Source organism: Budvicia diplopodorum (genome assembly GCF_009800925.1).
In the GTDB taxonomy this organism is placed as follows: Bacteria; Pseudomonadota; Gammaproteobacteria; order Enterobacterales; family Enterobacteriaceae; genus Budvicia; species Budvicia diplopodorum.
Window position 1 is genome coordinate 145,619 of sequence record NZ_WOYF01000002.1, and the last position, 26,610, is coordinate 172,228.

A 26,610-nucleotide genomic window follows, 5' to 3' on the forward strand; every position below is an offset into this window, starting at 1 on the left:
TATTAATTTGCCTGACTTTGTGGTTTAGCCTGATCGGGCAACGCGGCCTGACCATGCCCTTCTGGTTCAATAAATGCGGGAGCCCAACTCACTGCTGCACCGGTGTCATAACGCATATCAATAGAATGAATACGTTTATCTGCCGGAACCTGCTGTTGTAACACCGGGTAGAGTGAAATAAATCGGTCCAACCGTTTCACTCTATTCTCTCGCCCTAACTCAATACGAACGTCATTATCTAACACTAATTGCCACGCTCGCCTTTCACTCATGGTAACGGTCTTCAATTTTAACTTCGCCGCCGCCAACGCTTGGCTCATGGAGTTAAATCCTTCCAGCACCTCTTTTTCGCCCCCTTCAGGGCCATAAAGCAGAGGAAGCGTTTTATCGCTGACTCTTTCGGCCGGAACGCTAAAGGCGTTTCCATCTTTATCCATCAACTGTAAGTCGTTCCAGCGCACATAGGGCACATACTCAACAATGTGGATCTTCAACTCATTTGGCCACTGTTTACGTACGCTGGCCTGCTTAATCCATGTCAAATGAAGAATCTGCTGCTGTAAAACGTCTACATCCTGCGTCATAAAGGTCCCCGGCGGGCCCGATGACAAGACGGCCTGACGAATATCATCATTGGTCGTAATGTGTCGTTCTCCGGTTACCACCAAGCGGGAAAGCGGTAATCGTTGCGCATCGTTCATCCAGTTAACAACCGCCCAGCATCCCCAGACGATGGTACCAAGCACCATCACCAGAAAAATGATGCCAACCAGCTGCGTAGCATTATTACGACCAGAGCTTCTTCTCTCATTTTCTTCACGAACGTTTCGTCTTGCCGCTTGGGACATATTAATCAGCCAATGCCAGAATCTTTACGACCAACTGCGAAAAGCTTAATCCGGAATGACGAGCCGCCATCGGAACTAAGCTATGCGTGGTCATACCCGGAGCGGTATTCACTTCCAGCAGATACAGCTGGTTATCGCTGTCCATCATGACGTCTACGCGACCCCAGCCCTGACAGCCAACGGCTTTATATGCGGCTAACGCTAGCGTTCTGATCTGCGTTTCTTGCTCATCACTCAGGCCGCTTGGACAGAAATATTCAGTTTCATCCGATAAATATTTGGCCTGATAATCATAAAACACGCCAGCAGGCTGAATACGGATTGACGGTAAAACTTCGTCGCCCAAGATCGCTACGGTAAACTCTGGGCCGCTCAACCATTTTTCAACCAGCACGCTGGTATCATGCTTAAAAGCTTCCTGTAGCGCCGGTAACAGCTCTTCAGCGCTATTCACTTTACTCATACCAACGCTGGAGCCTTCGTTGCTTGGCTTAACAATCAAAGGCAGCCCTAAGCGTTGGATAATATCCGCAGCGTCAACCTGAGCTAACCGATCTTTGCTTAAGGCCACATAAGGCGATACCGGTAAGCCAGAGCCCTGCCACAATAGTTTAGTTCTTAGCTTATCCATGGTTAATGCCGAAGCCATTACGCCACTGCCGGTATAAGGTAAATCAAGGAATTCAAGTACACCCTGAAGCGTACCGTCTTCACCGCCACGACCGTGCAGGGCGATGAATACTTTATTGTATCCGTCAGCTTTCAACTGGGTAATAGCATAGCTCTTCGGATCGATGGGATAGGCATCAATACCGGCTTCACGTAAACCCGCTAAAACAGCCGCACCAGAGTTAAGTGATACGTCACGCTCTGCCGATGTACCGCCAAGGAGTACCGCTACTTTATCAGCCATGATTTCCCTCATTTGAATTTATTATTTGTTTAGTTGTTGCGCCTAACTGCAGGTCGGCCAGACGGCGGGCAACCCGGCCAATATTACCGGCACCCTGAGTCAGAACCAGATCGCCGCCTTTAAGTACCTGCTGTAACATCTCAGGCAATAGCTCGACGTCAGGAACAAAAATCGGATCTATTTTTCCTCTGCCACGAATAGTACGGCAAAGTGAACGACTGTCGGCTCCCGGAATGAGTGGCTCGCCGGCCGAATAGACATCGAGCATAAACAGTACATCGACCTGAGACAGTATATGAGCAAAGTCATCATATAAGTCACGGGTCCGGGAATAGCGGTGAGGCTGGAAAATCATCACCAACCGGCGTTCTTTCCATCCGGCTCTTGCCGCTTTAATCGTCACGTCGACTTCACTAGGGTGATGACCATAATCATCAACCAGCATAATATCGCCGCCCTCTTCCCACTCAAAGTTACCTAAGAAGTCAAAACGGCGACCGGTTCCCTGAAATTTAGCCAATGCCTGAACGATCGACTCATCATCAATACCCTCTTCGGTTGCTGTAGCAACTGCCGCAGCGGCATTTAGAGCATTATGTCGACCCGGCGCATTGAGCATAACCAGCAGATCGGCTTTGCCCTGACGGCATAGGGTAAAGTGCCCCTGAGCGCGATTCTGTTCATAATCTTTAATGCGTACGTCAGCGTCATCGCTGAAACCGTAAGTAATTATTTGGCGACCAACCCGTGGGATTAACTCTCTCACCACCGGATCGTCAATACACATCACCGCACGACCGTAAAACGGCAGGTTATGCAGGAAGTTAATAAACGTCTGCTTCAGGTTCTCAAAATCGCCCTGATAGGTTTCCATATGGTCAGGTTCGATGTTAGTAACAATGGCCACCATCGGCTGTAAGTGCAGGAATGACGCGTCGCTCTCATCGGCTTCGGCAATCAAATAGCGACTGCAACCCAAAGCCGCATGCGTTCCGGCAGCTTTAACTAATCCACCGTTAACAAACGTTGGATCTAACCCGGCCTCGGCGTATATTCCGGTGACCAAAGCGGTAGTGGTCGTTTTACCGTGAGTACCGGCAATCGCAATACCGTGACGAAAACGCATTAGCTCGGCTAACATTTCGGCCCGGCGAATCACGGGAATACGCGCTTCGCGGGCGGCAACCACTTCAGCGTTATCCTCAGGAATTGCCGTTGAAACCACAACTACGCTGGCACCCTGAACGTTTTCGGGGCGATGGTTGAAATAAATTTCAGCCCCGAGGTCGCTTAACTGTTGCGTGACAGCATTCGGTGCCAGATCGGAGCCACTGATTTGATATCCTTCGTTAGCGAGTACTTCCGCAATTCCCCCCATACCCGCTCCGCCGATACCGACAAAGTGAATGTGGCGAACCTTGCGCATCTCCGGCACCATGGTGCGGAGTTTGGCTAACTGCAGCGTATTTACATGCTTATTCACGGTTTTCTATTTACTCTTCTTCATATAGGGCCACTAACGGCCTGCAACATTGCGACCGGTTATAATGCGACGCTTTTCACGACGGCTGACACTCTTTCAGTCGCATCGGGAATCGCAATAGCTCTGGCTTCTATTGCCATGGCTAATAAACCGGAACGGTTCAATTTTTCTAACTCCCGAGTCAACGTCTCAACGTTAAAATCAGGTTGTTCAATAATCTTGGCTGCTCCGGCTTTTTCCAGCGGAAGCGCATTCCAGTACTGCTGACGATCTTTGTGCATAAAAGGAACAAAAATAGCCGGTAAACCCGCCGCTGCAATTTCACTGACCGTCAGCGCACCAGAACGGCAAACCACGATATCGGCCCATGCGTAAGCTGAAGCCATATCGTCAATAAATTCGGTAATATTATGGCCGGTTAAGCCGCGCTGCTGATAGTCCTGCTGTACGCTTTCTAACGCACCTTTACCGACCTGATGCCAGACGGCGACTTTGTCCCCTAACCGCTCTACGGCCTGAGGCACTGTCTGATTTAAAATTCTTGCACCCTGACTGCCACCGATCACTAAAACCCGGATTGGCCCGGTACGCTCAGCTAAACGAACTTCTGGCAACGGTAAGGCTAAAACGTCGGTACGCACCGGATTGCCCACCACGTCGGCGTGAGGGAATGCGCCGGGAAATGCCTGAAGCACGCGCTTGGCAATTTTAGACAACCAACGGTTAGTCAGCCCCGCAATGCCGTTTTGCTCGTGCAATACCACCGGAATACCGCATAACCACGCGGCTAAACCGCCCGGACCTGAAACGTAACCGCCCATGCCCAGTACCACATCCGGCTTATAGTTACGCATAATCGCTTTTGCCTGACGCACTGCACGAAAAATGCGGAACGGAGCGCCCAGCAACGTTTTAATGCCTTTGCCACGCAGGCCTGAAATAGTAATAAAATCGATTTCAATACCGTGTTTCGGTACTAAATCGGCTTCCATCCGATCGGAAGTTCCCAGCCAGCGAACTTCCCAGCCTTGCGCCATCAGGTCATGGGCAACGGCTAACCCCGGGAAAACGTGCCCACCGGTTCCACCCGCCATCACCATTAAACGCTTTTGCTTCATCGGGTACCTCGTCCATGCGCCTGGCAGTTAGCCAACCGTGTTTCATAATCAATACGTAGTAACAACACAATTGCCGTCGACATAATCAGCAAACTCGAACCACCGTAGCTGATCAACGGCAAGGTTAATCCTTTGGTTGGCAGAATACCCGCCGCAGCGCCAACGTTAACTAAGGTTTGGAAACTAAACCAGATTCCAATCTCACAGGCCAAAAACCCAGAGAACCGTTGGCCCGCTTCTAAAGCACGGCGACCAACCTGCATTGCTCTAAAAGCGACGAAGAATACCATTAAGAGCACTAAAACCACACCCAAATAGCCTAATTCTTCACCGATAATGGCAAAAATAAAGTCAGTATGGGCTTCAGGGAGGTATTCAAGCTTCTGAACCGAGTTACCCAAACCCTGACCGAAAAACTCACCGCGGCCAAAGGCCATTAAAGACTGAGTCAACTGATAGCCCGCACCAAACGGATCGGCCCAAGGGTCCAAAAACGACACCACCCGGCGTAAGCGATATTCTTCAGTAAGAATCAGCAATACCACCGCAACGATACCGGAACCGATAATCGCTAAAAATTGCCACAGTTTGGCACCGGCTAAAAACAGCACGCCTAGCGTGGTCACAAACAGTACCACCACGCTGCCTAAGTCAGGCTGAGCCAGCAACAATACCGCTAAAATAACCATAACGCCCATCGGCTTACAGAAACCCCAGAAGTTATGGCGAACTTCATCAACTTTACGCACCAAATAGCTGGCCAGATACAAAAACAGCGCCAGTTTAGACGCTTCTGCTGGCTGAATATTGATAGGACCCAACGATATCCAACGGGATGCACCGTTAACGGAGCTGCCCAGCCCCGGAACCAAAACAACCAACAGCATAATAATCGCAGCAATCAGAATCACCGGGCTATAGCGCTGCCACATTTCCATTGAGAAACGCAGGGTGACTAACGAGGCTCCAAAGGCTAAAGCCATATAAATAGCATCGCGCTTAGCAAAGAAAAACGGGTCGCTAGTATAACGCTGTGCAACCGGCATTGACGCCGATGTCACCATAATAAAACCAACCAGCGCCAGCCCCAGAGAGAGCCATAGCAACGTACGGTCGTACATCACATCACAGTCAGCTTCGGTACCCGTGCGGTTCCCTACAATCCACTGGCTAAGGGACTGGAAGGGTTTTAAAGTTAAAACGTTCATTAACCAAGTTCCTGAGCGAGTCGGGCAAAATCATCACCGCGCTGCTCGTAATTTTTAAACTGATCTAAACTGGCGCAGGCCGGAGAGAGCAAAACCATATCTCCGGGCTGAATGCGTTGGGAAATCTGTTCCATCGCCTGAGCCATGGTTTCCATCATTTCGGCTACGTCTGGACGTAAATCAAACAGCGCTTGTTTATCCCGGCCAAAACAGTAGAGGCGTATTTTATCCCCTTGCAAATAGGCGGATAGCGGAGAGAAATCGGCAGCCTTACCGTCACCGCCCAACAGCAAATGTAAAACGCCCTCAACCTGAAGACCGTTTAAAGCCGCTTCAGTACTGCCTACGTTGGTTGCTTTAGAATCATTGATCCAACGAACCCCGTTATTTTCCCAAACCAGCTGAAACCGGTGCTCTAAACCGGTAAATTCAGTCAAGGCTTTCAGGCTGGAAGCTCTAGGAAGCGCTACGGCATCGGCCAAAGCCAACGCGGCTAAGCCGTTTAAATAGTTATGTTGACCGACGACTTTAATTTCAGCCGAATTCAGGACTTTCTCACCCCGAACCCGCAGCCAGGTTTCACCCGGCTGGTGGCTAAGGTGATAGTCACCGACGTCAATACCAAAGCTAATACAGCGGCCGTCGGCACCCGATAACGGCATGGTCTGCGCATCATCCGCATTAACAACACAAACTTTAGCGTTTTCATAAATGCGTAGCTTGGCGTCACGGTACTGGTTCATTCCCAAAGGATAGCGATCCATATGATCTTCGCTAACGTTAAGAATTGTGGCAGCTGCCGCCTTTAAGCTAGAAGTAGTCTCAAGCTGGAAGCTAGATAGTTCCATGACGTACAGCTGGCATTCAGGATCGAGCAACGTCAGAGAGGGCTGACCCAAATTGCCCCCAACGGCCACATTCCAGCCAGCGGCTTTAGCCATCTCGCCAACCAGCGTAGTCACCGTACTCTTGCCGTTAGAACCGGTAATCGCCACGATGGGTGCCCGAGCTTCGCGACAAAAAAGTTCAATATCGCCAACGATCTCAATACCGGCATCGGCCGCTTTTTGCAGCAGCGGCGTAGCCAAGGCAACGCCGGGGCTGATAACCAACAGGTCGGCAGACATAATCCAGTCGCTATTCAGGCTACCGGTATGATGTTCTACGCCATCGGGTAAGCTATCTAAACCGGGCGGCGACACGCGGGTATCAATAACCCTCGGCATCGCATTTCGGGCAATAAAGTAATCGACACAGGATAACCCCGTGGAACCTAATCCAATGATAACAACCTGTTTATCCTGATAGTCGATCATAATTAACGCACCTTCAGCGTGGCTAAGCCAATCAATACGAGCATTAATGAAATAATCCAGAAGCGCACGATAACGCGCGGCTCCGGCCAGCCTTTGAGTTCATAGTGATGGTGAATCGGCGCCATGCGGAAAATGCGCTGGCCCCGAAGCTTAAACGAACCTACCTGTAGAATGACCGACAGCGTTTCAACCACAAACACACCGCCCATAATCACCAATAAGAACTCCTGACGCAGCAGGACGGCAATCACGCCTAGAGTACCGCCCAGCGCTAAAGAGCCGACATCGCCCATAAATACCTGAGCCGGATAGGTGTTAAACCAAAGGAAACCGAGGCCCGCACCGACGATAGCCGTACAGAAAATCACTAATTCACCCGCATGACGAATGTAGGGAATATGCAGATAAGTGGCGAAGTTAACGTTACCCGTCGCCCATGCAACCAGAGCAAAACCGGCAGCAACAAATACCGTAGGCATAATGGCTAAACCATCCAGACCATCGGTGAGGTTAACCGCGTTACTGGTGCCAACAATAACAAAGTAAGTCAGCAGAATATAAAGGATGCCAAGTTGAGGCATCACGTCTTTAAAGAACGGAACCACTAACTGAGTTGCCGGGGTATCTTTACCTACCGCATACATAGTGAAAGCAACCGCCAGTGCAATCACCGACTGCCAGAAGTACTTCCAGCGGGCAATCAAGCCCTTAGTATCTTTACGTACGACTTTACGATAGTCATCAATAAAGCCAACGATGCCATAGCCAATTAAAACAAACAGAGAACACCAGATATAAGGGTTTTCCAGATTGGCCCATAGCAATACCGTAATGGTAATAGAAGCAAGAATCATCAGGCCGCCCATGGTCGGCGTTCCGCGTTTGCTAAAGTGAGATTCAGGACCATCATTACGTACAACCTGCCCGATCTGTAAACGCTGTAAATAAGCGATCAGACGAGGCCCCATCCATAATGAAAGAACTAATGCAGTCAACAGGCTAAGAACGGCGCGAAACGTCAAATATGAAAAGACGTTAAAGCCAGAATAAAATGAGACTAGGTGTTCCGCCAGCCATGTTAACATTGTGTCATCTCCTGTACCCCGCGTACTACCTGCTCCATTGCGGCACTACGTGAACCTTTAATTAAAATTGTTATTACCGCATGTTCAGATAGCAATTCACTCAGGCGCTTGATCAGCTCCGCTTTATGACTAAAATGTTCACCGTTTCCACTTGCAGTACTGATTACTTCACTCAAACAACCAACGCTTAGAACTTTATCAATGCCAGCCTGACGGGCGGCATCACCGACCTGACGGTGGCAGTCTTCAGCATCAGACCCTAACTCAGCCATATCACCAACGGCCATGACCCGATAGCCCGGCATCGAGGCTAAAACCTGAGCCGCAGCAATCATTGAGCCAACGTTGGCATTATAGGTATCATCCAGCAGCAGCTTATTGTCGCTTAGCTGGACCGGATATAAACGACCGGCAACGGCTTTCAGCTGAGACAGCCCAACTCGTACGTTTTCCAGCGTTGCGCCTACGGACATCGCCAGAGCGGCAGCAGCCAGTGCGTTCGAAATATTATGTTTACCGGGCAACGGCAGCTCAACGGCCATTTTCCCAGCGGGAGAATGTAGCGTAAAACGGGTGACATGCTGCGCGACTGACACGTCAGAAGCATAGAACTCAAGCTGTGGGTTATGTTCTGCTGAGAACCGCCATAGTTGCTTGTCGGCAAGCACCGACTGCCACCCGGCCAAATCATTGCTGTCTGCATTAACGATTGCCACACCGTGAGCCGGTAGCCCTTGAAAAATCTCACCCTTGGCTTTTGCCACGCCGGCTAGCGAACCAAAGCCTTCCAGATGGGCCGACGCTAAATTATTAACCAACACCGTTTCTGGCTGGGTCAGCTCAGTGGTATAGGCAATTTCACCAACGTGATTAGCACCCAGCTCCACCACCGCAAACTGATGAGAGCGAGTCAGGCGTAATAGCGTTAAAGGCACGCCAATATCATTATTCAGATTGCCTGCGGTATACAGCACTTCACCGCATTGCTGCAAAATTGTTGCCGTCATCTCTTTCACGCTCGTCTTACCTGAGGAGCCGGTTAGAGCAACAACGCGCGCCGAAACCTGTTGTCTCACCCATGCGCCAATCAAACCCAACGCAATACGGGTATCGGCAACAACAATCTGTGAAACGTCTAAAGGCAGGTGCTTACTCACTAACAAAATGCTGGCACCAAGATTAACCGCCTCAGCAGCAAAATCGTGGGCATCAAAGCGTTCGCCCTTCAACGCAACGAACAGACAACCGGCGGTAATTTTTCGGGTATCAGTGGTAACGTCGGTTACCTGAAGAGCGGTAATATCTGCCGTTGAAGCGATTAATTTACCATTTACGGCGGCGGTAAGCTGAGTCAGAGTAATCGGGATCATGCTAATACTCCCGGTGCCAAACCTAATAAGTTAGCGACCGTCGTTCTGTCTGAATAGTCCAAACGGCGTTGACCAATCAATTGGTAGTCTTCATGACCTTTGCCCGCAATCAGCACCACATCATCGGCACCAGCCTGCATAACCACATTGGTCACCGCTTCAGCACGGCCATGAATAGGGTGAGCCCGTGACGCATCAATAAATCCGGTTAAGATATCGGCCACGATCGCCTGAGGGTCTTCGCTACGAGGGTTATCATCAGTCACAATAACGCGATCGGCCAGTTGTTCAGCAATTCCGCCCATTAGCGGGCGCTTACCTCGGTCTCGATCGCCACCGCAGCCAAATACGCACCACAGTTGCCCCTTGCAGTGTAATCTTGCCGCTTCCAGCGCTTTTTCTAAAGCGTCCGGCGTATGGGCATAGTCAACCACTACAGTCGGGCGCCCCGGAGCAGTAAAGACTTCCATTCGGCCACACACTGGCTGTAGCTGAGAGGAGGATTCAACCAGTTCAACTAAATCAAAGCCTAACGCCAGCATGGTGGTTAATGCGGCGAGCAAATTACTCACGTTAAACGCGCCCAGCAGACGGCTTTCTATTACGCCGCCGCCCCAGCTTGAATCGAACCTGATGGTTGCGCCGCCGTCATGATAGTCAACCTGAACGGCATTCAGCCAGCACCCGGCCCGGCCCTGCGGCAGCTTCCCTTCCATGCTAAACGCGATGGCCGACGGCATTTGACCAATACGGCGTAATCCAACCTCGTCGTCAACGTTAATAATCGCTTCGCCAACCTGGTGACGAGTAAACAAACGCCATTTTGCCGCTTCGTACTCTTCCATATTGCCATGATAATCAAGATGATCCCGGCTAAGGTTAGTAAATACTGCGGCAGTAAAAGAGAGCGCGGCAACGCGATCCTGAACCAGACCGTGAGAAGAAACTTCCATGGCGGTGAAGGTCGCGCCTTTGTTGGCTAAATCATGCAATTCATGCTGTACATCAACCGCTGAACCGGTGGTGTTCTCAACGGGAACAATTTGATTTAACAGACCATTACCTACGGTTCCCATCACCGCACTGCGTTCGCCCAACAGCTGGGCCCACTGGGCAAGTAGCTGAGTGGTTGTCGTTTTACCGTTGGTTCCGGTCACGCCAACTAAGCGCATTTGCTCTGACGGTTGGCCATAGAAGCGCCCGGCAATGGCTGACAGGTGAATATTCAATTGATCAATATAAATAATCGGCACGCCGTGAGACATCACAACGCTGCCGTTAGCCGCTTCGCCTTCAGCTTCCGCGATTACCGCAGCAACACCCTGCGCAATGGCCTGAGAAATATAACGACGGCCATCCGTCTGGTGGCCTTTAATGGCAATAAACAGATCTCCGGCAGCGGCTACGCGACTGTCGAGCGTCATCTCTTTCAATTTGAGCTCGGGAACCTGAATATTCCACGGAGCAAGCAGATCGCGTAAGTTAGGATCGGTCACCGGAGGCTCCTTTTTGATTAATGACTAATTTGTTTTCTTCAGCGACCGGTAAAGCATCCGGCTGAATGTTCATGGTGCGTAGTACGCCACCCATGATCGCACCAAACACCGGTGCTGAAATTGCGCCGCCGTAATACTGGCCGCCGCTTGGGTTGTTAATGACAACCACTAAGGCATAACGAGGGTTACTGGCTGGCGCAACGCCGGCAGTATAGGCAATGTACTTATTAACATAGCCACCGTTAGGACCCACTTTCTTTGCCGTACCGGTTTTAATGGCAATCCGATAGCCTTTAATCGCCGCTTTAGTACCGCCGCCGCCGGGTAACGCCACCGACTCCATCATATGAACAACGGTACGTACGGTACTTTCAGGAAAAACTCTCGTTCCCTGAACCGGAGGGTCTATTTTGGTGATAGACAGCGGACGATAAATGCCAAAGCTGCCAATCGTCGCATAGGCACGCGCTAACTGTAACGGAGTTACCATTAACCCGTAGCCGAAAGAGAAGGTCGCCCTTTCTATTTGAGCCCACTGTTTTCTTTGAACCATCAAACCGTTGCTTTCGCCGATCAACCCTAAATTGGTCGGTTTTCCCAGTCCAAAACGTGAGTAAGTATCTACCAACGCATCAGAAGGCATCGCTAACGCCAGCTTAGAAACGCCAACGTTGCTCGATTTCTGCAGCACTCCGGTAATTGTCAGCTCAGGATAAAGCGCAACGTCTTTAATCTCATGACCATTTACGAGGTAGGGGCGGGTATTCAATACCGTATTTTCTTTGATGATGCCGCGATCCAATGCCGTCATAACCACCATTGGCTTAACGGTTGATCCCGGTTCAAACATATCGGTGATCGCGCGGTTACGGAAAAAGTCTTCCGGCGTTCCAACACGGTTGTTCGGGTTGTAGGAAGGGCTATTGGCCATAGCCAGAATTTCACCGGTGCTGACATCAACCAACACCGCCGTACCTGACTCAGCCTTATTGGCATTCACCGCATTATTCAACTCGCGATAAACCAACGCCTGTAAACGCTCATCAATACTCAGATTCAGGTTATGCGCCGCCTGGCTGTCAATGGAAGAGATATCTTCAATAACCCGGCCAAATCGGTCTTTTCGTACAATACGTTCACCCGATTTACCGACCAGCTTATCTTCAAAGCTTTTTTCGATGCCTTCCAGCCCGTTATCATCAATGTTAGTAAACCCGACAACGTGGGCAGTCACCGGACCTGCAGGATAAAAACGGCGAGATTCACGCTTTAAGTTGATGCCCGGAAGCTTTAGCTTACGAATATAGTCGGCGGTTTCAGCATCAACCTGCCGGGCGATGTAAACAAACCGCCCTTTCGGGTTAACGTTAATTTTTTCTGCTAGCTTATCCAGTGGCGTTCCCAGAATATCGGCCAGCGCTTTCCAGCGCACATCTTGAGTGATGCCACCGCGATCGTTGAGCTCTTTCGGATCGGCCCAGATAGCATTAACCGGTACGCTAACCGCCAGTGGCCGACCAAATCGGTCTGAAATCATGCCTCGCGCAGTTGGAACTTCCTGAACGCGTAATGAACGGGAATCGCCTTCTTTCACTAATTTGTCAGGTTCAATAACCTGTAACCACGCGGCTCGGGCCATCAGACCGCACATTGCCAAAACAATAACGATACAGAGCAAACTAAAACGCCAGCTAATATAGCCGGCCTGATTTTCGGGACGTTTAACTTTAACCTTATTCGCTCGTGCAGCTTTCATTTGTGCTTATGTGCCACCGTATTTCTGTTCAGTTGATACGCACCGTTGGTGCGTTACCGCTACTTGATTATTTTAGTTAACTATTTTTGGACCACGATCTGTTCCTGATCCGGCGTAACGTGCTGCATCTGTAATTTTTCGCTGGCCAGTCGCTCAACCCGACTGTGATCGGCCAGCGCATTTTCTTCCAGAATTAGGTTACGCCACTCAATCTCTAATGCTTCTCTTTCCAGAATGAGTTGTTCACGCTCGGCAGTCAGTAATCGAGTCCGATGGCTAGACAGCACCACGGCAATGGCTGACACCAAAATTAGCACCGTCAACAGCATTGGCAGTTTGGCAAAACGAAGTAAATCGTCACCAATGGTTGAAACTAAGCTATGGCGCTCATTCGGGATCATTCTGCAGTCCTTTCTGCAAAACGTAATACTGAACTTCTGGCTCTGGCGTTGCCTGACACCTCTTGCTCAGACGGCATCATTTTCCCCAGCGCTTTTAACTTACGTCCACCGTGCTGTTTTAACTGCTCTTCCGTTAAAGGAAGCCCTGCCGGCACTTGCGGGCCTTTACTGTGCTGGCGGATAAAGCGTTTAACGATCCGGTCTTCCAGCGAATGGAAGCTGATGACCGACAAACGCCCTTCAGTGGCCAGAATGTCCAGAGTGCCGTCTAATGCGCGCTCAATCTCTTCCAGCTCACTGTTAATATAAATACGAATTGCCTGAAAACTGCGGGTCGCCGGATGCTTATGCTTATCGCGAAACGGACTAGCCGTGGCGATCAGTTCCGCTAGCTCTCTGGTGCGGGTTAACGGCTGCTGGCGGTTGCGTTCAACGATCGCCTGTGCGATGCGCTTAGCAAAACGCTCTTCGCCAAAGGTTTTTAGTACCCAGGCAATATCTTCAGCATCGGCCTTCATTAGCCATTCAGATGCGGATAGGCCGCGAGTCGGGTCCATTCGCATATCCAAGGGACCGTCGCGCATAAAAGAGAAACCGCGCTCTGCGTCGTCTAACTGCGGTGAAGAAACGCCAAGATCGAGTAAAACACCGTTGATTTTGCCGCCCAGTTCCCGATCGCGCATATATTCAGCGATGTCAGAAAACGGACCATGAATGATAGAGAAGCGTGGGTCGGTAATTTCTGCCGCAGCAGCGATAGCCTGAGGGTCTCTGTCGATAGCAAACAGTTTGCCGTTGGGACCAAGGAGGGAGAGGATAAGACGTGAGTGACCACCACGGCCAAAGGTACCGTCGATATAAATACCGTCCTGTTGAATATTCAAACCGTTAACGGCTTCATCCAGAAGGACTGTTGTGTGCTGATAATTAGTAGACATAACTTATAGCGACAAATCCTGTAACCGCTCAGACAGCGTGTCCGGAGCGGACTTTTCAGCGTCTATATCTTCCTTAACTTTTTGATACCATGTCTGTTCATCCCATAGCTCAAACTTATTGAGCTGGCCGACAAGCATCACCTCTTTTACCAAAGACGCATGCTGACGTAACGTATTTGCGATCAGTAAACGCCCTGCGCTATCCATCTGGCATTCACTAGCATGGCCTAACAACAGGCGTTGTACCCGACGTTCAGCCGGATTCATGCTAGATAACCGGGATAATTTTTGTTCAATCATTTCCCATTCGGGTAAAGGATAAAGCAACAGGCACGGCTGATGGAGGTCAATGGTGCATACCAATTGGCCTTCACATTCATCCAGCAAAGAATCCCGATAGCGAGTGGGGATAGCTAATCGCCCCTTACCATCTAGATTTACCGTTGTTGCTCCACGAAACATGGGCAGGTCACTCCTTAGCGACAAGTTTCACCACTTTACTCCACAAATTCCCACTTGAACAGAGTTTACGAAGGGTATTAAAAGCTTGTCAAGCCAAAGCACCATGACTTTTCATCAATATAGAGAGGTTATTCAGAAAAAAAAGCATAAATAGGCGCTTATTAACAATATATAAATATTGCTAATACGATGAATAATAATGAATATTTTCAGCTTAATATAAAAAATAGTAATTTTGATGAAAAAAGCCGACCTTCCACTAAATAAAACGGCTGTAAACACAGAAAATTATCCCCGCAGGCAGCCGCTGCATCAATGGAAACTCGGTCATTTTTTTACTACGGACATCATTTTAGTATCGAATAGGTCGCCACTATTAGTGATTAATTGCGGCACGAAATGAATAAGCAAAATAATAGACTATAAGTCATTCTATTTTAGGTATAAAAAAAGGAGTTTTTGCAAACTCCTATAATTAAATTATTTCAGATGCCACAACATCGCATCAACAGCAGTTATCTATTTCTACACTCATGCCCCATTACGCTCGGCTCAAACAGCCCCGACGGAATAAGTTGCGTCGAATTCGCGTCAGGCCAGGTTTTGGTTTTTGAGGTTCATCAATGCTGGCCAGAACTAATTCCAAAACCCGCTCAGCCACTTCACGATGGCGCTGGGCCACGGCAAGAACCGGACATTCCAGAAAATCTAACAGTTCATTATCACCAAAGGTTGCAATGGCCAAGCCAGAAGGCAAGTGTCCTTCCCGCTGTAAAATAACGTCCATCACGCCCTGTAATAATGAGAACGACGTGGCATAGATAGCTTCAGGGATCGGGTTAGACTTCAGCCAGTTATCGAATAGCTCAGCGGCAGAAGCCCGCTCATAGCTATTAGCATATAAATAATTTACCGTGCGCTTATCATCCTTCCACGCCTGTCGGAACCCTTGTTCGCGGAGCTGGCTAACCGACAGCTCGGGCAACGCCCCAATGTAAGCAACGGTTTCAGCCTTAAAGGTACGTAGTTCCGCCGCCAGCATTTCAGAATCTTCATAGTCAGCACCGACAACGCTGATAAAGTGTTCGCGATCTAAAGCCCGGTCCAGAGCAATAATCGGAAATGTGCTGTTAGCCCAACGCTGATAGAAAGGGTGTTCGGGCGGCAGGGCCGTAGAAACAATCAACGCATCAACTTTGCGCTGAAGCAGATGTTCAACGCAGCGCATTTCGTTATCTGGCTGGTCTTCAGAACAGGCAATCAGCAGCTGATAGCCGCGCTGACGAGCCTGACGTTCGAGATAATTAGCAATTCGGGTATAGCTGGTATTTTCCAGATCGGGAATCACGAGACCAATAGAACGAGTGCGCCCTGCCCGTAGCCCTGCAGCAACTGCATTGGGTTGGTAATTATGTTCCCGGACTACCACCATGACCTTCTCTACCGTTTTATCACTCACGCGGTATTGCTTAGCTTTGCCGTTAATCACATAGCTAGCCGTTGTGCGTGAAACACCAGCGAGACGCGCAATTTCATCCAGTTTCACGTTAACCCCTTAATTATTATTTCGCCCCCATCATTGGTGGCACAATAACCATATTATTATGAATGGCTTTTAATAATGTAGATCTAACCCTAGATTAAAAGGTTCAGCAACTGCTTAATCCATTCAGTAAGTGTAATACAAAATAAAAAGCTCTACGCACGCAGAGCTTTTCGAACAATAACCTATATTGCAGGTTAAAATGTATTCAGAGGGAAGTATTGGCTAATCACCGCATAATCCGCTCACCGCGGGCAACCCCAACAATACCGGATCGCGCCACTTCAACAATTTCACCGGCCTCACGAATAGCCGATAAGAAAGCGTCGAGCTTGCCACTGGTACCGACCATCTGCACGGTGTACAGCGATGCGGTAACGTCAACGATCTGGCCGCGGAAAATATCCGCGCAGCGCTTAACTTCTTCTCTGCCGTCACCGGTAGCCCGTAGCTTAACCAGCATAATTTCGCGCTCCACCCGATCGCTTTCCGTCAGTTCGGTCACTCTAAGCACGTCAACCAGCTTGTGCAGCTGCTTTTCAATCTGCTCCAGAACCTTGGCGTCTCCCATGGTCTGAATGGTCATACGCGATAGCGTAGGATCGTCAGTCGGAGCAACGGTTAAACTCTCAATGTTATACCCACGCTGAGAAAACAGGCCGATAACGCGCGACAGAGCGCCTGATTCATTTTCCAGTAATACTGATAATATACGACGCATGATCAGCTCCTCTCCGTTCTGCTTAACCACATTTCGTCCATTCCGCCGCCACGAATTTGCATCGGATAAACGTGTTCTCTTTCGTCAACCGCAACGTCAACAAACACCAGCTTGGTTTTCACGGCTAACGCTTCAGCCAGCTTACTTTCAAGCTCTTCAGGCTTGCTAATAGCAATGCCAACGTGCCCGTAAGCCTCTGCCAGTTTGACGAAGTCAGGTAATGAATCCATATAGGAATGAGAATGACGGCCTGCATAAATCAGATCCTGCCACTGTTTGACCATACCTAAGAATTTGTTATTTAAATTCAGAATAACGATAGGTAAGTCATACTGAAGTGCGGTAGACAGCTCCTGAATATTCATTTGAATACTGCCATCACCGGTAACGCAAACCACCGTTTCTTTCGGCAACGCTAGCTTCACGCCTAAAGCCGCCGGAAAACCGAAGCCCATAGTGCCAAGGCCGCCGGAATTGATCCAACGGCGAGGTTTATCGAATGGATAATAAAGTGCAGCAAACATCTGATGCTGACCCACGTCAGAAGCAATGTAAGCCTCACCGTTGGTCAAACGGTATAGCGTTTCAATAACCGCCTGCGGTTTGATTCGATCGCCGCTGCGGTCGAAAGCCAAAGAATCTTTAGTACGCCACTCCCGGATGTTTTCCCACCAACCGTTTAACGATTCTGGCGCATGGTCGACCTCTTTTTGCTTTAACAGCTCAAGCATCTGGCTTAGAACCTGCTTAGCATCGCCCACAATCGGAATATCAGCATTAACCGTTTTCGAGATAGACGTTGGGTCGATATCAATATGTAACACCGTGGCCTGAGGGCAGTACTTAGCTAAATTGTTGGTAGTCCGGTCGTCAAAACGCACGCCAACGGCAAAAATCAAGTCTGCGTTATGCATGGTCATATTGGCTTCATAGGTACCGTGCATGCCCAGCATACCCACAAAGCGATCGTTAGTAGACGGGAAAGCGCCTAGCCCCATCAGCGAGCTAGCAACCGGCAAGTCTAATTTCTCAACCAGCGTTTTCAACTCAACGTCGCAACCCGAGGTGATAGCGCCACCGCCGACGTAAACCACCGGCTTTTTAGCCTCTAATAGCACCTGAAGCGCACGTTTAATCTGCCCGCGGTGGCCCTGCATGGTTGGATTATAAGAGCGCATTGAGACTTGATCGGGGTATGAATATGGGATCTTAACGGCCGGATTCAAAATATCTTTCGGTAAATCAACGACTACTGGGCCGGGGCGGCCAGTGCTGGCAACGTAGAATGCCTTTTTCAGCACCATGGGAATATCTTCCGCATGCTTAACCAAAAAGCTGTGCTTAACGATCGGGCGGGAAATACCGATCATGTCACATTCCTGAAAGGCGTCATTGCCGATCAAAGAAGTAGGAACCTGACCTGATAGCACCACTAACGGAATAGAGTCCATATACGCGGTGGCGATACCCGTAATCGCGTTGGTCGCGCCGGGGCCGGAAGTCACTAACACCACGCCAACTTCACCGGTAGCGCGGGCAAAGCCGTCGGCCATATGTACGGCCGCTTGCTCATGGCGCACCAATACGTGGTCAATGCCGCCTACGGTGTGCAGGGCATCATAAATATCGAGTACGGCTCCTCCCGGATAACCGAATACCTGTTTAACGCCTTGATCGATCAACGATCGAACAACAATTTCAGCTCCTGACAACGTCTCCATGGGTCTCCTCCAGACTTATCTTGTTATTATCTCTCGTGCGCGCGGGCTATTGCCAAGCGGCTATTTATAGGGTCTTACCCATGATTGATTTGATAACGCTATTTTGCCTGCAAGTTCTGTACAACCCGTTTCTGATATCAACCAAATTCATCTGTTCAAAAAGGGCGAACGCTAGAATAAGCGATAAACAACAGGTGACTTATTACCATACCGTCGCTTTTAAACCGTGGCAAAGGCAATTTTTAGCTTATGGGAAAGAAAGTTTTTCAATCCGTTAAGCTATTATTTATTGAAATAAACCTTCACTCAAACAGCAAATAATTTGGTTATATACTGTTTTATGGTGAAAAAATCAGGTAAATAAAAAGGTACACCTAGGTATACCTTATTAAAATAAGCAAGAAATGGGCTAAAGCTTATTATTTCATTGCGTTGTAATTGCGTTGCAACAGGCCATTTTGCCCAAGGACTGACGCCGGTAAAAAATAATTATTCCAAATACATCAACTCAATTTCGGTTTGGTAGCGGTTTAGAATCACTTTACGCCGCAGCTTCAACGTAGGAGTCAGTTCCCCCTGTTCCATTGAAAAAGCATCGGGCAGCAGGGTAAAACGTTTTACCTGCTCAAAGCGCGACAGCTCCTTTTGCAATTCCACCAGCCGGTGCTCAAACATTTCCACAATCTGGCTGTGGCGCAGTAGCTCTATGCGATCGTGATACTTCAGATTAATAGAATGGGCATACTCTTCAAGGCTGACAAAGCACGGCACAATCAGCGCGGAAACAAATTTTCGGGCATCGGCAACCACGGCAATCTGGTCAATAAATCGATCCTGCCCTAACGCCCCTTCAATCGCCTGCGGCGCAATATATTTTCCGCACGAGGTTTTCATCAAATCTTTAATGCGTTCGGTAATAAACAGATGACCCGACTCATCCAAGGCACCGGCATCCCCGGTTTTCAGCCAGCCATCGTGAGTAAAAGCCATGGCGGTATCCTGCGGGCGATTATAATAGCCGCGCATCACGATTGGGCCGCGTACCTGAATTTCATTATCGTCACCGATTCGTACCTCAATTCCCGGTAACGGCCGACCGATTGAGCCAAATCGAAAGTTGCGCGCTTCCCAACAAGAGACGGTGGCACAGGTCTCAGTCATACCGTAACCGTAGGTAATATTCAGCCCGACGGAGCGGAAAAACAGAATAATGTTGTCATCCAGCTTAGCGCCAGCGGCCGGTAAAAAACGGATCTTGCCGCCCAACACGCCACGCAGCCTATGCAGTACCAACTTATCGGCCAAGCGATAACACATTGACATCACGGGCCCAAGCTTTTTGCCCTGTTGCTCGGCCCAGAACTTACGCTCGCCGCACCACACCGCTGAGCGAAAAAGCGCCCGTCGATGCCACGGAGCCAGAGCCACTTTGTCATGAATAGCCGAAAATACTTTTTCATAGAAACGAGGAACGGCGCACATGACGGTCGGTTTAACGTCAAACATCGCTTCACGCACCGCCGCGGTATCGCGTAAATAGACATTCTGCGCACCGGCGTGCATCACGTACAGGCTCCATGCCCGTTCAAATACGTGCGACAGCGGTAAGAAGCTGAGCGACACATCGTCGCTATTTACCGCCAGGCGCTCATCGTGTAAATGAAACTGAGTTGCCAGATTAGCGTAATCCAGCATCACCCCTTTCGGCTCGCCGGTGGTGCCCGAAGTATAAATCAGCGTAAAGAGATCGCTCATTTCCCGCTCGTTAATCCGGGCCTGAAGCAGCCGATCGTAACGGTGGTCGGCTAATTGACAAAAGTCATCGAGATGAATGGCAATATCGCAACCGTGTAAATCAACGCCGCGCTCGAAGACAATAATCCGCTCAAGATCAGGACACAGCGCTTTGATAGTTAAAGCAGCGTCCATTTGGGCCCGATCGCCAACGAACAGCGTGCGCACCTGAGCGTCGTTAATCACAAAGGCGGACTGAGCCGGGGTATTGGTGGCATAGATAGGTACAGCGATGGCGCGTAAATGTAAAATAGACAGATCGGTAATCGCCCAATTCATGCTATTGGTTGCAAAGATAGCAACGCGATCCTGAACGTCGACGCCGGTGCTGAGCAGGGCTTTAGCCGTCAGGGCAATCCTTTCGCCCACCTGCTGCCAGCTAAGCTGCTGTACTTGATGATTGTGCCATTCCTTGAAAACAATTTTATCCGGGTGTTGTTGAATTCTATCTTGTACGCGCCCTACCGGATGAAATTGCGCTAACGTTTGACTCATAGAATGACTTCTCAATTCAGCTTACAGCTGTCCACTATTTTGCGCGCAGTCTACCGTTTATCATCGATAGGTCAACGGAAATTCATTGGATATGCGGGAGAGGTGGCAAACTTAAAGAAACAAACGTCTTATTTTTTACCGGGCAGCATGGCCCGAATCAAATTATGCTTTAACCACAAGGAAAGCCCAACAACGGCGAGAATATGCAAACAGACTAACAGCGTCACGAAATTGACCAACCAATAGTGCCATTGATCTACCGGATAGCTGTCCATCAATGAAAACCTCTGTGCCCAGCCGGTAAAAGCCACCAGAGGAAGGCAACACCAGAATAGCCAGATGCCCATGGCACCAACCGGATTATGGCCCAATGCTTTATGCGGGGTACGGGTACGAACTTCTTCAATATGTAAGCAAATGGCGCGTTTAGTTGGGATCAGCGCCGACAGCCGAGATGGGCCTTTTGCACCGCTCATCCCCCAAACCAAGCGAATAACCACCATTGCCGCCACTGTCAGGCCTATCGTCCGATGTACAATACTGCCGGGCTCGGAAATATGCAGCCGGTTAATCAAAAAGCCAAGGGCAACGCACCAGTGCGTCACCCTGACAATGGGATCCCAACGTTGGATCATCTATTTATACTTTTTATGGTATTCATCGCGGGTCTGCTTAAACTGCTCGGCAGCCTGCTTTGCCCGCTCAAACTGACCCGCATCGGCTAATGCTTTAGCGTCATCAATTTCACCAATCAGCGTCGTTAGCCCGTGACGAAAATCTTTCATACTGGCGCTGTCTTTGTCCTGCCCTTTCAGCTTGTCCGGAACCCCTTGCTCTGCCAGCGTTGCCGCCTGCTTCATTGCCATCAACCCTTGCTTGAATTCTTCCGGAGAATCCGTTTTCAACACCGTAGAGTAATTACGGGAAATCAGCTTCATCTGATCTTCTACCGCATTAGCCCGACCGATAACGCTAGTGGCCATTGCGGCCATACCAATCAAAGCAATGAGCCATTTATTCATATCTGCTCCTAATGTTCCTAATACCCAAAATAATTCAAGTGGTAGGACGACAGCCGGTGAGCTACCCCCTATAAGCTTAATAAGCTAAGCGATTCGGGTAATCAAACGTGGCCAACGCACCTGCGGCTTGAAGTATGGCGGATATAATGAAGTTAACCCTTAGTAAGTGTAGTAGGAATAAAAACAAAGCTGTAATAGGAAAGGTAATGCTTGGCTTTGGTTTATTGACCGACTGATTTGCGCAAATAAACCCAGAAATCCCGATATTTGGTTGAATAATAGCAACCTGAAGCGCAAAGATTAATCCGTATACCTTCCATTTCTGCCCGAATACCAATCGTTCGGATTTAAATCCTATTAAATAAAATCAACGGCCAGATCAGTAAATATGAGAAACAATCAGACCGATATCTTAGTCACATTTTCGCTCAACCACGCTTTCATAATGACTCAACCAGACTCCAAAAGTTGGTCCATAAATAATGACCGAATACGTCCGATATTTTTATATCAGGATGCTCATTATTTGGTTAACGGGTTGATCTTTATTTTTCCAACAAAAGGTGATTGATATGACTAACCGTATCTTCTATTTCCACCAATACCTAGATTGCTCCGGTGGTTTCTCTATTGATTCAGTAGACAACTACAGCGTGACAAACTACGACGGTTCACCTCGCACTCGACCGGGGCTTTCTGTTACCACTGTTGCACCCAATAGTTGGTTACATTTTAAAACCAGCATCCCTCCGGGAGAATTTACCTCCAATATGATATTTTCTTCCACCCAAAAATCTAATCAAAGAATACAAATACGGCTTGGTCATCCTGATGGAGAAATACTCTGGACGTTCACCAGCAAAACAACCTCTAAGCCGGGCATTTTTACTGATAGTACGAGTGGCCAAATAGCCAGCGATTATGACAGGGAACAGGATATCTACTTTTGTTTCCCTAATGGTTTTTCTGGGGCACTCAATTGGTTTTGTTTTTGCCAAAGCTTCCAGCAAGAAACGGATGAAGCAGCAATACGTCGAATGCAGTGGTTTAATGAAAGCCGCTTTGGCCATATGATGCACTGGGGGGCCTACTCCGTATTAGGGAAGGGGGAATGGATTATGGATACTGATAACATCCCCAAAGAACAGTATATACAGGAAGCCTGCATCCCTTTTAATCCCACGCAATACGATCCTGAAGCGTGGGCCGATACAATTTATAATGCCGGACAGCGTTATCTAACCATAACGACCAAGCATCATGATGGTTTTGCGATGTTTGAAACCAATGTGGACGATTTCGCCCCTTATGATGTTGAGAATACCGCGAATATTCATCATCCTGTTCTGACTGACCTTGCTGCCGCGTGCCGCAGGCGTGGAATAAAATTTGCGACCTACTATTCGCTACTCGACTGGGGGAATGTGCACGAAGTGGCCGTAGAAGATGCAGCAGCAGCCGATCCCCGGAATCCCAACCCGGCACCTCTCAATGCTGAATGGTATATATCCGAATTAAAAGAGCACCTCAAAGAATTAATTGAGATTTTCGATCCAGTGTTAATTTGGTTCGATGGCGGTTGGGCACATTTTCTTAATGATGATGTTGCCAATAATATTAACCGGTATCTCCGTCAACTCTCGCCTGAAATCATTATCAATAACCGGTTAAGCGGTAATCCTAACGTTGCCGATTACACCACGCCTGAACAGAGTATTCCTCCCGGCACACTATCTGGCCCTTGGGAAAGCTGTATGACGATGAATAACAGCTGGGGTTATAACCGTTCTGACTTAAACTGGAAATCCACGCTTGAGTTACTTCAGCACCTGTTAGATTGCGCCAGCAAAGGGGGAAATTATTTACTCAATACCGGCCCGACGGGGGATGGTCTAATTCCTCAGCCCTGTATTGATAGGTTAAGTAAAATAGGAATGTGGCTGAATAAATGGGGAACCGCAGTCTATGGCACGCGGGCCGGGACATTGGATGTCAGCGCCCAATCTGGCGCTTACTGTACAATGAAGTTACCGGGTACAGTCTATATTACGCTGACCGAGTGGCCGGAAGACAAAAAAGTACGTATTGATCGACCGGTAAATACGATTAATCGAGCGTATTGGCTCGACAGGCCCAACGATGATGTTACCTGGCAAATTGTAGACGGCTTGGTTTGCGTTGATCTTCCAGAACAATCAACAGACTCACTAGGCGTAGTTCTGGTCATGGAGCTGAATGGCTATCCCGAACCTAAAATATATCCCGATCTGGCACTGTTTAGTCACGCTACAGCCAGCAACACCTGGTACAGGAATACCGTCAATAATGGACCACAATGTGCGGTGGATGGAAACAGGAACACGCGCTGGGCCACCGATCAAGGGGCTAGTTTCCCCATTACGTTTGAAGTGGCGTTTGATAAAGAAAAATCATTTAACCGCGTTGCATTCTCACAGCATGAGGCAAGAATTAACGATTTTATCATTGAAGCAAATGTTTCCGGCAAGTGGAAAACCATCATATCCGGTGCATCACCTTCGACCGATTATATTAATTATCTGTCTCAGGTAGTGACAGCAACAAAAGTACGTTTAGTTATTAATAGCGTGAACGAGCATATGAACCCCAGTTTATATTCGTTTTCACTGTACAATACCGCTGATTTATATGAACCGATTACCCTGCCCGTTAATATTGCTCGAGGGAGCTCCGCACAGGCCAATAATGTCTGGTATAACAAAGCACAATATCAGCCAAGTATGGCAATAGACGGTTCTCTTTCAACGCGTTGGGCGGCAAATGATAATCCCGTGCTACCAATCCTCTTTACGTTAAATTTTATCAAACCAGAAACGTTCGATACCGTGAGTATTGCCGAATATATCGACACCGCTACCAACGCGGGACGAATTAGTCGTTTTACTTTACAAATCCTCGCATCAGATGAAGTCACCTGGGTGGATATTTATCAGGGTACTGATACCAGCCTGACTATCACTTTACCTCGGCGCACTCAAAGTACAGCGCTACGTCTGGTAATATCGCAATTACACGGCACACAGGGGCCAAGTATTTACGAGCTAAACGTTTGGCAAACGGTGCGTCTGCCTTTGATAAAACTGGGTCATGACGATCTTTTAGAAGCAGAAGCCCGCCTAAGTTTTGAATACTTCTGGCGCGAGGCTAATACCACGGAAGGCGCTCTGGGGTATGGATTAATATCAAGCAGCATGGGAAGTCGAACAAGCAGTATTGCACATTCTGGCTTTGCATTAAGCGGCCTGGTTATTGCGGTAGAACGAGGCTGGATTAGCCAGAGCGCCGCTCAGGAGCGGTGTGAAAAATCGCTCTATACTCTGAAAAATAATTTGCTGACACATAACGGTTTCTTTCAGCATTTTATTAATATGGATAATCCTACCGATCCGACAAATACGACGGAATATTCCACTGTGGATACGATGTTGGCGCTGAATGGCATTTTAACTGCCGGGCAATATTTCGGTGGTAAAAGCGCAATATTGGCCCAACAAATTTTCGATCGCGTTGATTGGTATAGCGCCATTGCGCCCAATGGTCATTTTACTATGGCGTGGGACAATACGGGGGTTATGAGCTCTGCAACCTGGGGCGGTTATGCAGAGCAATTTTGCATGTATCCCATGGCTGCCGGTTCGACCACGCTGGAACCGGCCAACGGAGCAGATATGTTCTATTCATTAGAACGTAAACACGGGCGCTATGGTAATTGTGGTGAATTGATATACGTGTGGGGAGGAGAGTTGTTTACCTATCAATTCTCTCCTGCATGGATTGATTTTCGAAAAGTTATCGATCGTAAGGGAGATGACTGGTGGCAAAACTCAGTGAATGCCAGCCTATCTAATCTACAGTTCTGCATCGATAACAGCGATATTTTTCCATCAATGGGAAACAATGACTGGGGTTTAACCGCGTCAGATGCACCGTCTGGATATGGTGTTTATGGTTCACCGCCTTCGGGAAATTTAAATGCCAACGGGAGCAGTGTCAATAATATGCATCGTACTGATGGTACTATTACGCCAAGCGGCCCTATTGGTTCATTGCCATTCATGCCCGATCCAAACGTTGTCTTCTCTGCTATGCAACACTGGTATCAAGATCATCCACGGCTATGGACAGGCTATGGGTTCCTGGAGTCTTATAACTTATCCATGCCTATGCCGTGGTACAGCTCATCAATCTCAGGTTTGATTAAAGGGATTACGCTGTTAATGATAGAAAACTATCGCAGTGGCTTAATCTGGAATATTTATATGCAGCACCCCGTAATTAAGAAGGGATTAGCAGCTATTTTTGATTTACCAAAGAAATAAATCATTGAGTGCAACAAACCCCCAAATAGTTTTCCGGGGGTTTGTTGGGGTAATATCCGGCAGGCGATACGATAATATTTTTCAAGTCATATCCAACAGGGTGTTAACGTTACCGCTATAGAACAAGCCGCGAAAATATGCGCAATGAATGATAGGGCCTTTCCGTATTCATCCCCCCATCAAACCCTTCACCCCATCAATTCCACCGAGCAGATAGGCAATCAGTATCACTACGCCCGCAGCAATAAACGCAAATTTGATGAAGGTTTTTATCGTTGGCATTTGGCTACTCCGATAGTTGGGCTTATAGGCCGTTGGGCATCATCTTACTAAAACATTGCGCAGAACAACGATAAGTTTTTAGGCGCATTTTAAAACAATCGTTGACAAGCTCTCGGGAATCCAGTATCAATTTATACCATTGTGAAAATAATTTATTAGAGAACTGGATCGCATGATTTTATCAATTCGTCTCCTCAGCCTCCTCCTCCTCGCATCCCGTTGCGCGGCTGGCTTGTGGAAAACGAACTGACCTGATTCAGTCAAAACACAAGAAACCCGC

20 protein-coding genes are annotated in these 26,610 nt (G+C 48.5%); 1 reads left to right on the top strand and 19 read right to left on the bottom strand.

Going from position 1 to position 26,610, the window contains the following annotated elements:
• Positions 1-2 precede the first annotated feature (2 nt).
• The 19 genes from ftsQ to cybC form a co-directional block, all read right to left on the bottom strand.
• Positions 3-848: a cell division protein FtsQ gene (gene ftsQ / locus GVI43_RS03135; protein WP_159565292.1), complete on the bottom strand. Its 846-nt coding sequence runs from the start codon at positions 846-848 to the stop codon at positions 3-5.
• Position 849: 1 nt separating this feature from the next.
• The gene (locus GVI43_RS03140) at positions 850-1,761 is read right to left on the bottom strand and encodes a D-alanine--D-alanine ligase (protein WP_159565293.1); all 912 of its coding nucleotides are present in this window, start codon (positions 1,759-1,761) and stop codon (positions 850-852) included.
• Positions 1,754-3,199, bottom strand: coding sequence for a UDP-N-acetylmuramate--L-alanine ligase (murC, locus tag GVI43_RS03145; RefSeq protein WP_246201485.1), 1,446 nt, complete (start codon positions 3,197-3,199; stop codon positions 1,754-1,756). Before murC ends, GVI43_RS03140 begins: the two co-directional genes overlap by 8 nt.
• Before the next feature lie 104 nt (positions 3,200-3,303).
• The gene (gene murG / locus GVI43_RS03150; protein WP_159565295.1) at positions 3,304-4,362 is read right to left on the bottom strand and encodes an undecaprenyldiphospho-muramoylpentapeptide beta-N-acetylglucosaminyltransferase; all 1,059 of its coding nucleotides are present in this window, start codon (positions 4,360-4,362) and stop codon (positions 3,304-3,306) included.
• A complete protein-coding gene (ftsW, locus tag GVI43_RS03155; protein ID WP_159565296.1) occupies positions 4,359-5,570 on the bottom strand; it encodes a cell division protein FtsW in 1,212 nt (403 codons plus the stop codon). The genes murG and ftsW overlap by 4 nt, the downstream gene beginning before the upstream one ends.
• The gene (murD, locus tag GVI43_RS03160) at positions 5,570-6,886 is read right to left on the bottom strand and encodes a UDP-N-acetylmuramoyl-L-alanine--D-glutamate ligase (RefSeq protein WP_159565297.1); all 1,317 of its coding nucleotides are present in this window, start codon (positions 6,884-6,886) and stop codon (positions 5,570-5,572) included. Before murD ends, ftsW begins: the two co-directional genes overlap by 1 nt.
• Before the next feature lie 2 nt (positions 6,887-6,888).
• The gene (gene mraY / locus GVI43_RS03165; protein ID WP_159565298.1) at positions 6,889-7,971 is read right to left on the bottom strand and encodes a phospho-N-acetylmuramoyl-pentapeptide-transferase; all 1,083 of its coding nucleotides are present in this window, start codon (positions 7,969-7,971) and stop codon (positions 6,889-6,891) included.
• Complete coding sequence (murF, locus tag GVI43_RS03170; RefSeq protein ID WP_159565299.1) at positions 7,965-9,341, bottom strand: UDP-N-acetylmuramoyl-tripeptide--D-alanyl-D-alanine ligase; 1,377 nt, start codon at positions 9,339-9,341, stop codon at positions 7,965-7,967. Before murF ends, mraY begins: the two co-directional genes overlap by 7 nt.
• The gene (gene murE / locus GVI43_RS03175) at positions 9,338-10,837 is read right to left on the bottom strand and encodes a UDP-N-acetylmuramoyl-L-alanyl-D-glutamate--2,6-diaminopimelate ligase (RefSeq protein ID WP_159565300.1); all 1,500 of its coding nucleotides are present in this window, start codon (positions 10,835-10,837) and stop codon (positions 9,338-9,340) included. The genes murF and murE overlap by 4 nt, the downstream gene beginning before the upstream one ends.
• The gene (ftsI, locus tag GVI43_RS03180; protein ID WP_159565301.1) at positions 10,824-12,593 is read right to left on the bottom strand and encodes a peptidoglycan glycosyltransferase FtsI; all 1,770 of its coding nucleotides are present in this window, start codon (positions 12,591-12,593) and stop codon (positions 10,824-10,826) included. The genes murE and ftsI overlap by 14 nt, the downstream gene beginning before the upstream one ends.
• An 80-nt stretch (positions 12,594-12,673) precedes the next feature.
• A complete protein-coding gene (ftsL, locus tag GVI43_RS03185; protein WP_159565302.1) occupies positions 12,674-12,994 on the bottom strand; it encodes a cell division protein FtsL in 321 nt (106 codons plus the stop codon).
• Entirely contained in the window at positions 12,991-13,932 is a 942-nt protein-coding gene (gene rsmH, locus GVI43_RS03190) for a 16S rRNA (cytosine(1402)-N(4))-methyltransferase RsmH (protein WP_159565303.1), read from the bottom strand. The genes ftsL and rsmH overlap by 4 nt, the downstream gene beginning before the upstream one ends.
• A gap of 3 nt (positions 13,933-13,935) precedes the next feature.
• On the bottom strand, positions 13,936-14,394 hold the full coding sequence (gene mraZ / locus GVI43_RS03195) for a division/cell wall cluster transcriptional repressor MraZ (protein WP_159565304.1): 459 nt from the start codon (positions 14,392-14,394) through the stop codon (positions 13,936-13,938).
• A 541-nt stretch (positions 14,395-14,935) separates the two neighbouring features.
• On the bottom strand, positions 14,936-15,940 hold the full coding sequence (gene cra, locus GVI43_RS03200; protein WP_159565305.1) for a catabolite repressor/activator: 1,005 nt from the start codon (positions 15,938-15,940) through the stop codon (positions 14,936-14,938).
• 226 nt (positions 15,941-16,166) lie between these two features.
• Positions 16,167-16,658 (bottom strand): acetolactate synthase small subunit, encoded by a 492-nt coding sequence (gene ilvN / locus GVI43_RS03205; protein ID WP_170324309.1) that lies wholly within the window; start codon positions 16,656-16,658, stop codon positions 16,167-16,169.
• A 2-nt stretch (positions 16,659-16,660) separates the two neighbouring features.
• Positions 16,661-18,379: an acetolactate synthase 3 large subunit gene (gene ilvI, locus GVI43_RS03210; protein WP_159565306.1), complete on the bottom strand. Its 1,719-nt coding sequence runs from the start codon at positions 18,377-18,379 to the stop codon at positions 16,661-16,663.
• A 489-nt stretch (positions 18,380-18,868) separates the two neighbouring features.
• Positions 18,869-20,668, bottom strand: a complete 1,800-nt coding sequence (locus tag GVI43_RS03215) for an AMP-dependent synthetase/ligase (protein ID WP_159565307.1) — start codon at positions 20,666-20,668, stop codon at positions 18,869-18,871.
• Positions 20,669-20,796: 128 nt separating this feature from the next.
• On the bottom strand, positions 20,797-21,303 hold the full coding sequence (locus GVI43_RS03220) for a cytochrome b/b6 domain-containing protein (RefSeq protein WP_159565308.1): 507 nt from the start codon (positions 21,301-21,303) through the stop codon (positions 20,797-20,799).
• Positions 21,304-21,690, bottom strand: coding sequence for a cytochrome b562 (cybC, locus tag GVI43_RS03225; protein WP_159565309.1), 387 nt, complete (start codon positions 21,688-21,690; stop codon positions 21,304-21,306). It abuts the gene before it with no gap.
• 572 nt (positions 21,691-22,262) lie between these two features.
• On the opposite strand from cybC, the gene GVI43_RS03230 reads away from it, so the two are divergent.
• A complete protein-coding gene (locus GVI43_RS03230; RefSeq protein WP_159565310.1) occupies positions 22,263-26,048 on the top strand; it encodes an alpha-L-fucosidase in 3,786 nt (1,261 codons plus the stop codon).
• Positions 26,049-26,610: the final 562 nt, after the last annotated feature.

Bases quoted from the DNA above. Each gene is read 5' to 3' on its own strand.
- ftsL (WP_159565302.1), bottom strand. From the start codon at position 12,994: ATGATCCCGAATGAGCGCCATAGCTTAGTTTCAACCATTGGTGACGAT.
- ftsW (WP_159565296.1), bottom strand. From the start codon at position 5,570: ATGAACGTTTTAACTTTAAAACCCTTCCAGTCCCTTAGCCAGTGGATT.
- cybC (WP_159565309.1), bottom strand. From the start codon at position 21,690: ATGAATAAATGGCTCATTGCTTTGATTGGTATGGCCGCAATGGCCACT.
- GVI43_RS03140 (WP_159565293.1), bottom strand. From the start codon at position 1,761: ATGGCTGATAAAGTAGCGGTACTCCTTGGCGGTACATCGGCAGAGCGT.
- GVI43_RS03230 (WP_159565310.1), top strand. From the start codon at position 22,263: ATGACTAACCGTATCTTCTATTTCCACCAATACCTAGATTGCTCCGGT.
- GVI43_RS03220 (WP_159565308.1), bottom strand. From the start codon at position 21,303: ATGATCCAACGTTGGGATCCCATTGTCAGGGTGACGCACTGGTGCGTT.
- ftsQ (WP_159565292.1), bottom strand. From the start codon at position 848: ATGTCCCAAGCGGCAAGACGAAACGTTCGTGAAGAAAATGAGAGAAGA.
- mraY (WP_159565298.1), bottom strand. From the start codon at position 7,971: ATGTTAACATGGCTGGCGGAACACCTAGTCTCATTTTATTCTGGCTTT.
- rsmH (WP_159565303.1), bottom strand. From the start codon at position 13,932: ATGTCTACTAATTATCAGCACACAACAGTCCTTCTGGATGAAGCCGTT.
- GVI43_RS03215 (WP_159565307.1), bottom strand. From the start codon at position 20,668: ATGAGTCAAACGTTAGCGCAATTTCATCCGGTAGGGCGCGTACAAGAT.
- ftsI (WP_159565301.1), bottom strand. From the start codon at position 12,593: ATGAAAGCTGCACGAGCGAATAAGGTTAAAGTTAAACGTCCCGAAAAT.
- murC (WP_246201485.1), bottom strand. From the start codon at position 3,199: ATGGTGCCGGAGATGCGCAAGGTTCGCCACATTCACTTTGTCGGTATC.
- ilvN (WP_170324309.1), bottom strand. From the start codon at position 16,658: ATGCGTCGTATATTATCAGTATTACTGGAAAATGAATCAGGCGCTCTG.
- murF (WP_159565299.1), bottom strand. From the start codon at position 9,341: ATGATCCCGATTACTCTGACTCAGCTTACCGCCGCCGTAAATGGTAAA.
- mraZ (WP_159565304.1), bottom strand. From the start codon at position 14,394: ATGTTTCGTGGAGCAACAACGGTAAATCTAGATGGTAAGGGGCGATTA.
- murG (WP_159565295.1), bottom strand. From the start codon at position 4,362: ATGAAGCAAAAGCGTTTAATGGTGATGGCGGGTGGAACCGGTGGGCAC.
- ilvI (WP_159565306.1), bottom strand. From the start codon at position 18,379: ATGGAGACGTTGTCAGGAGCTGAAATTGTTGTTCGATCGTTGATCGAT.
- murD (WP_159565297.1), bottom strand. From the start codon at position 6,886: ATGATCGACTATCAGGATAAACAGGTTGTTATCATTGGATTAGGTTCC.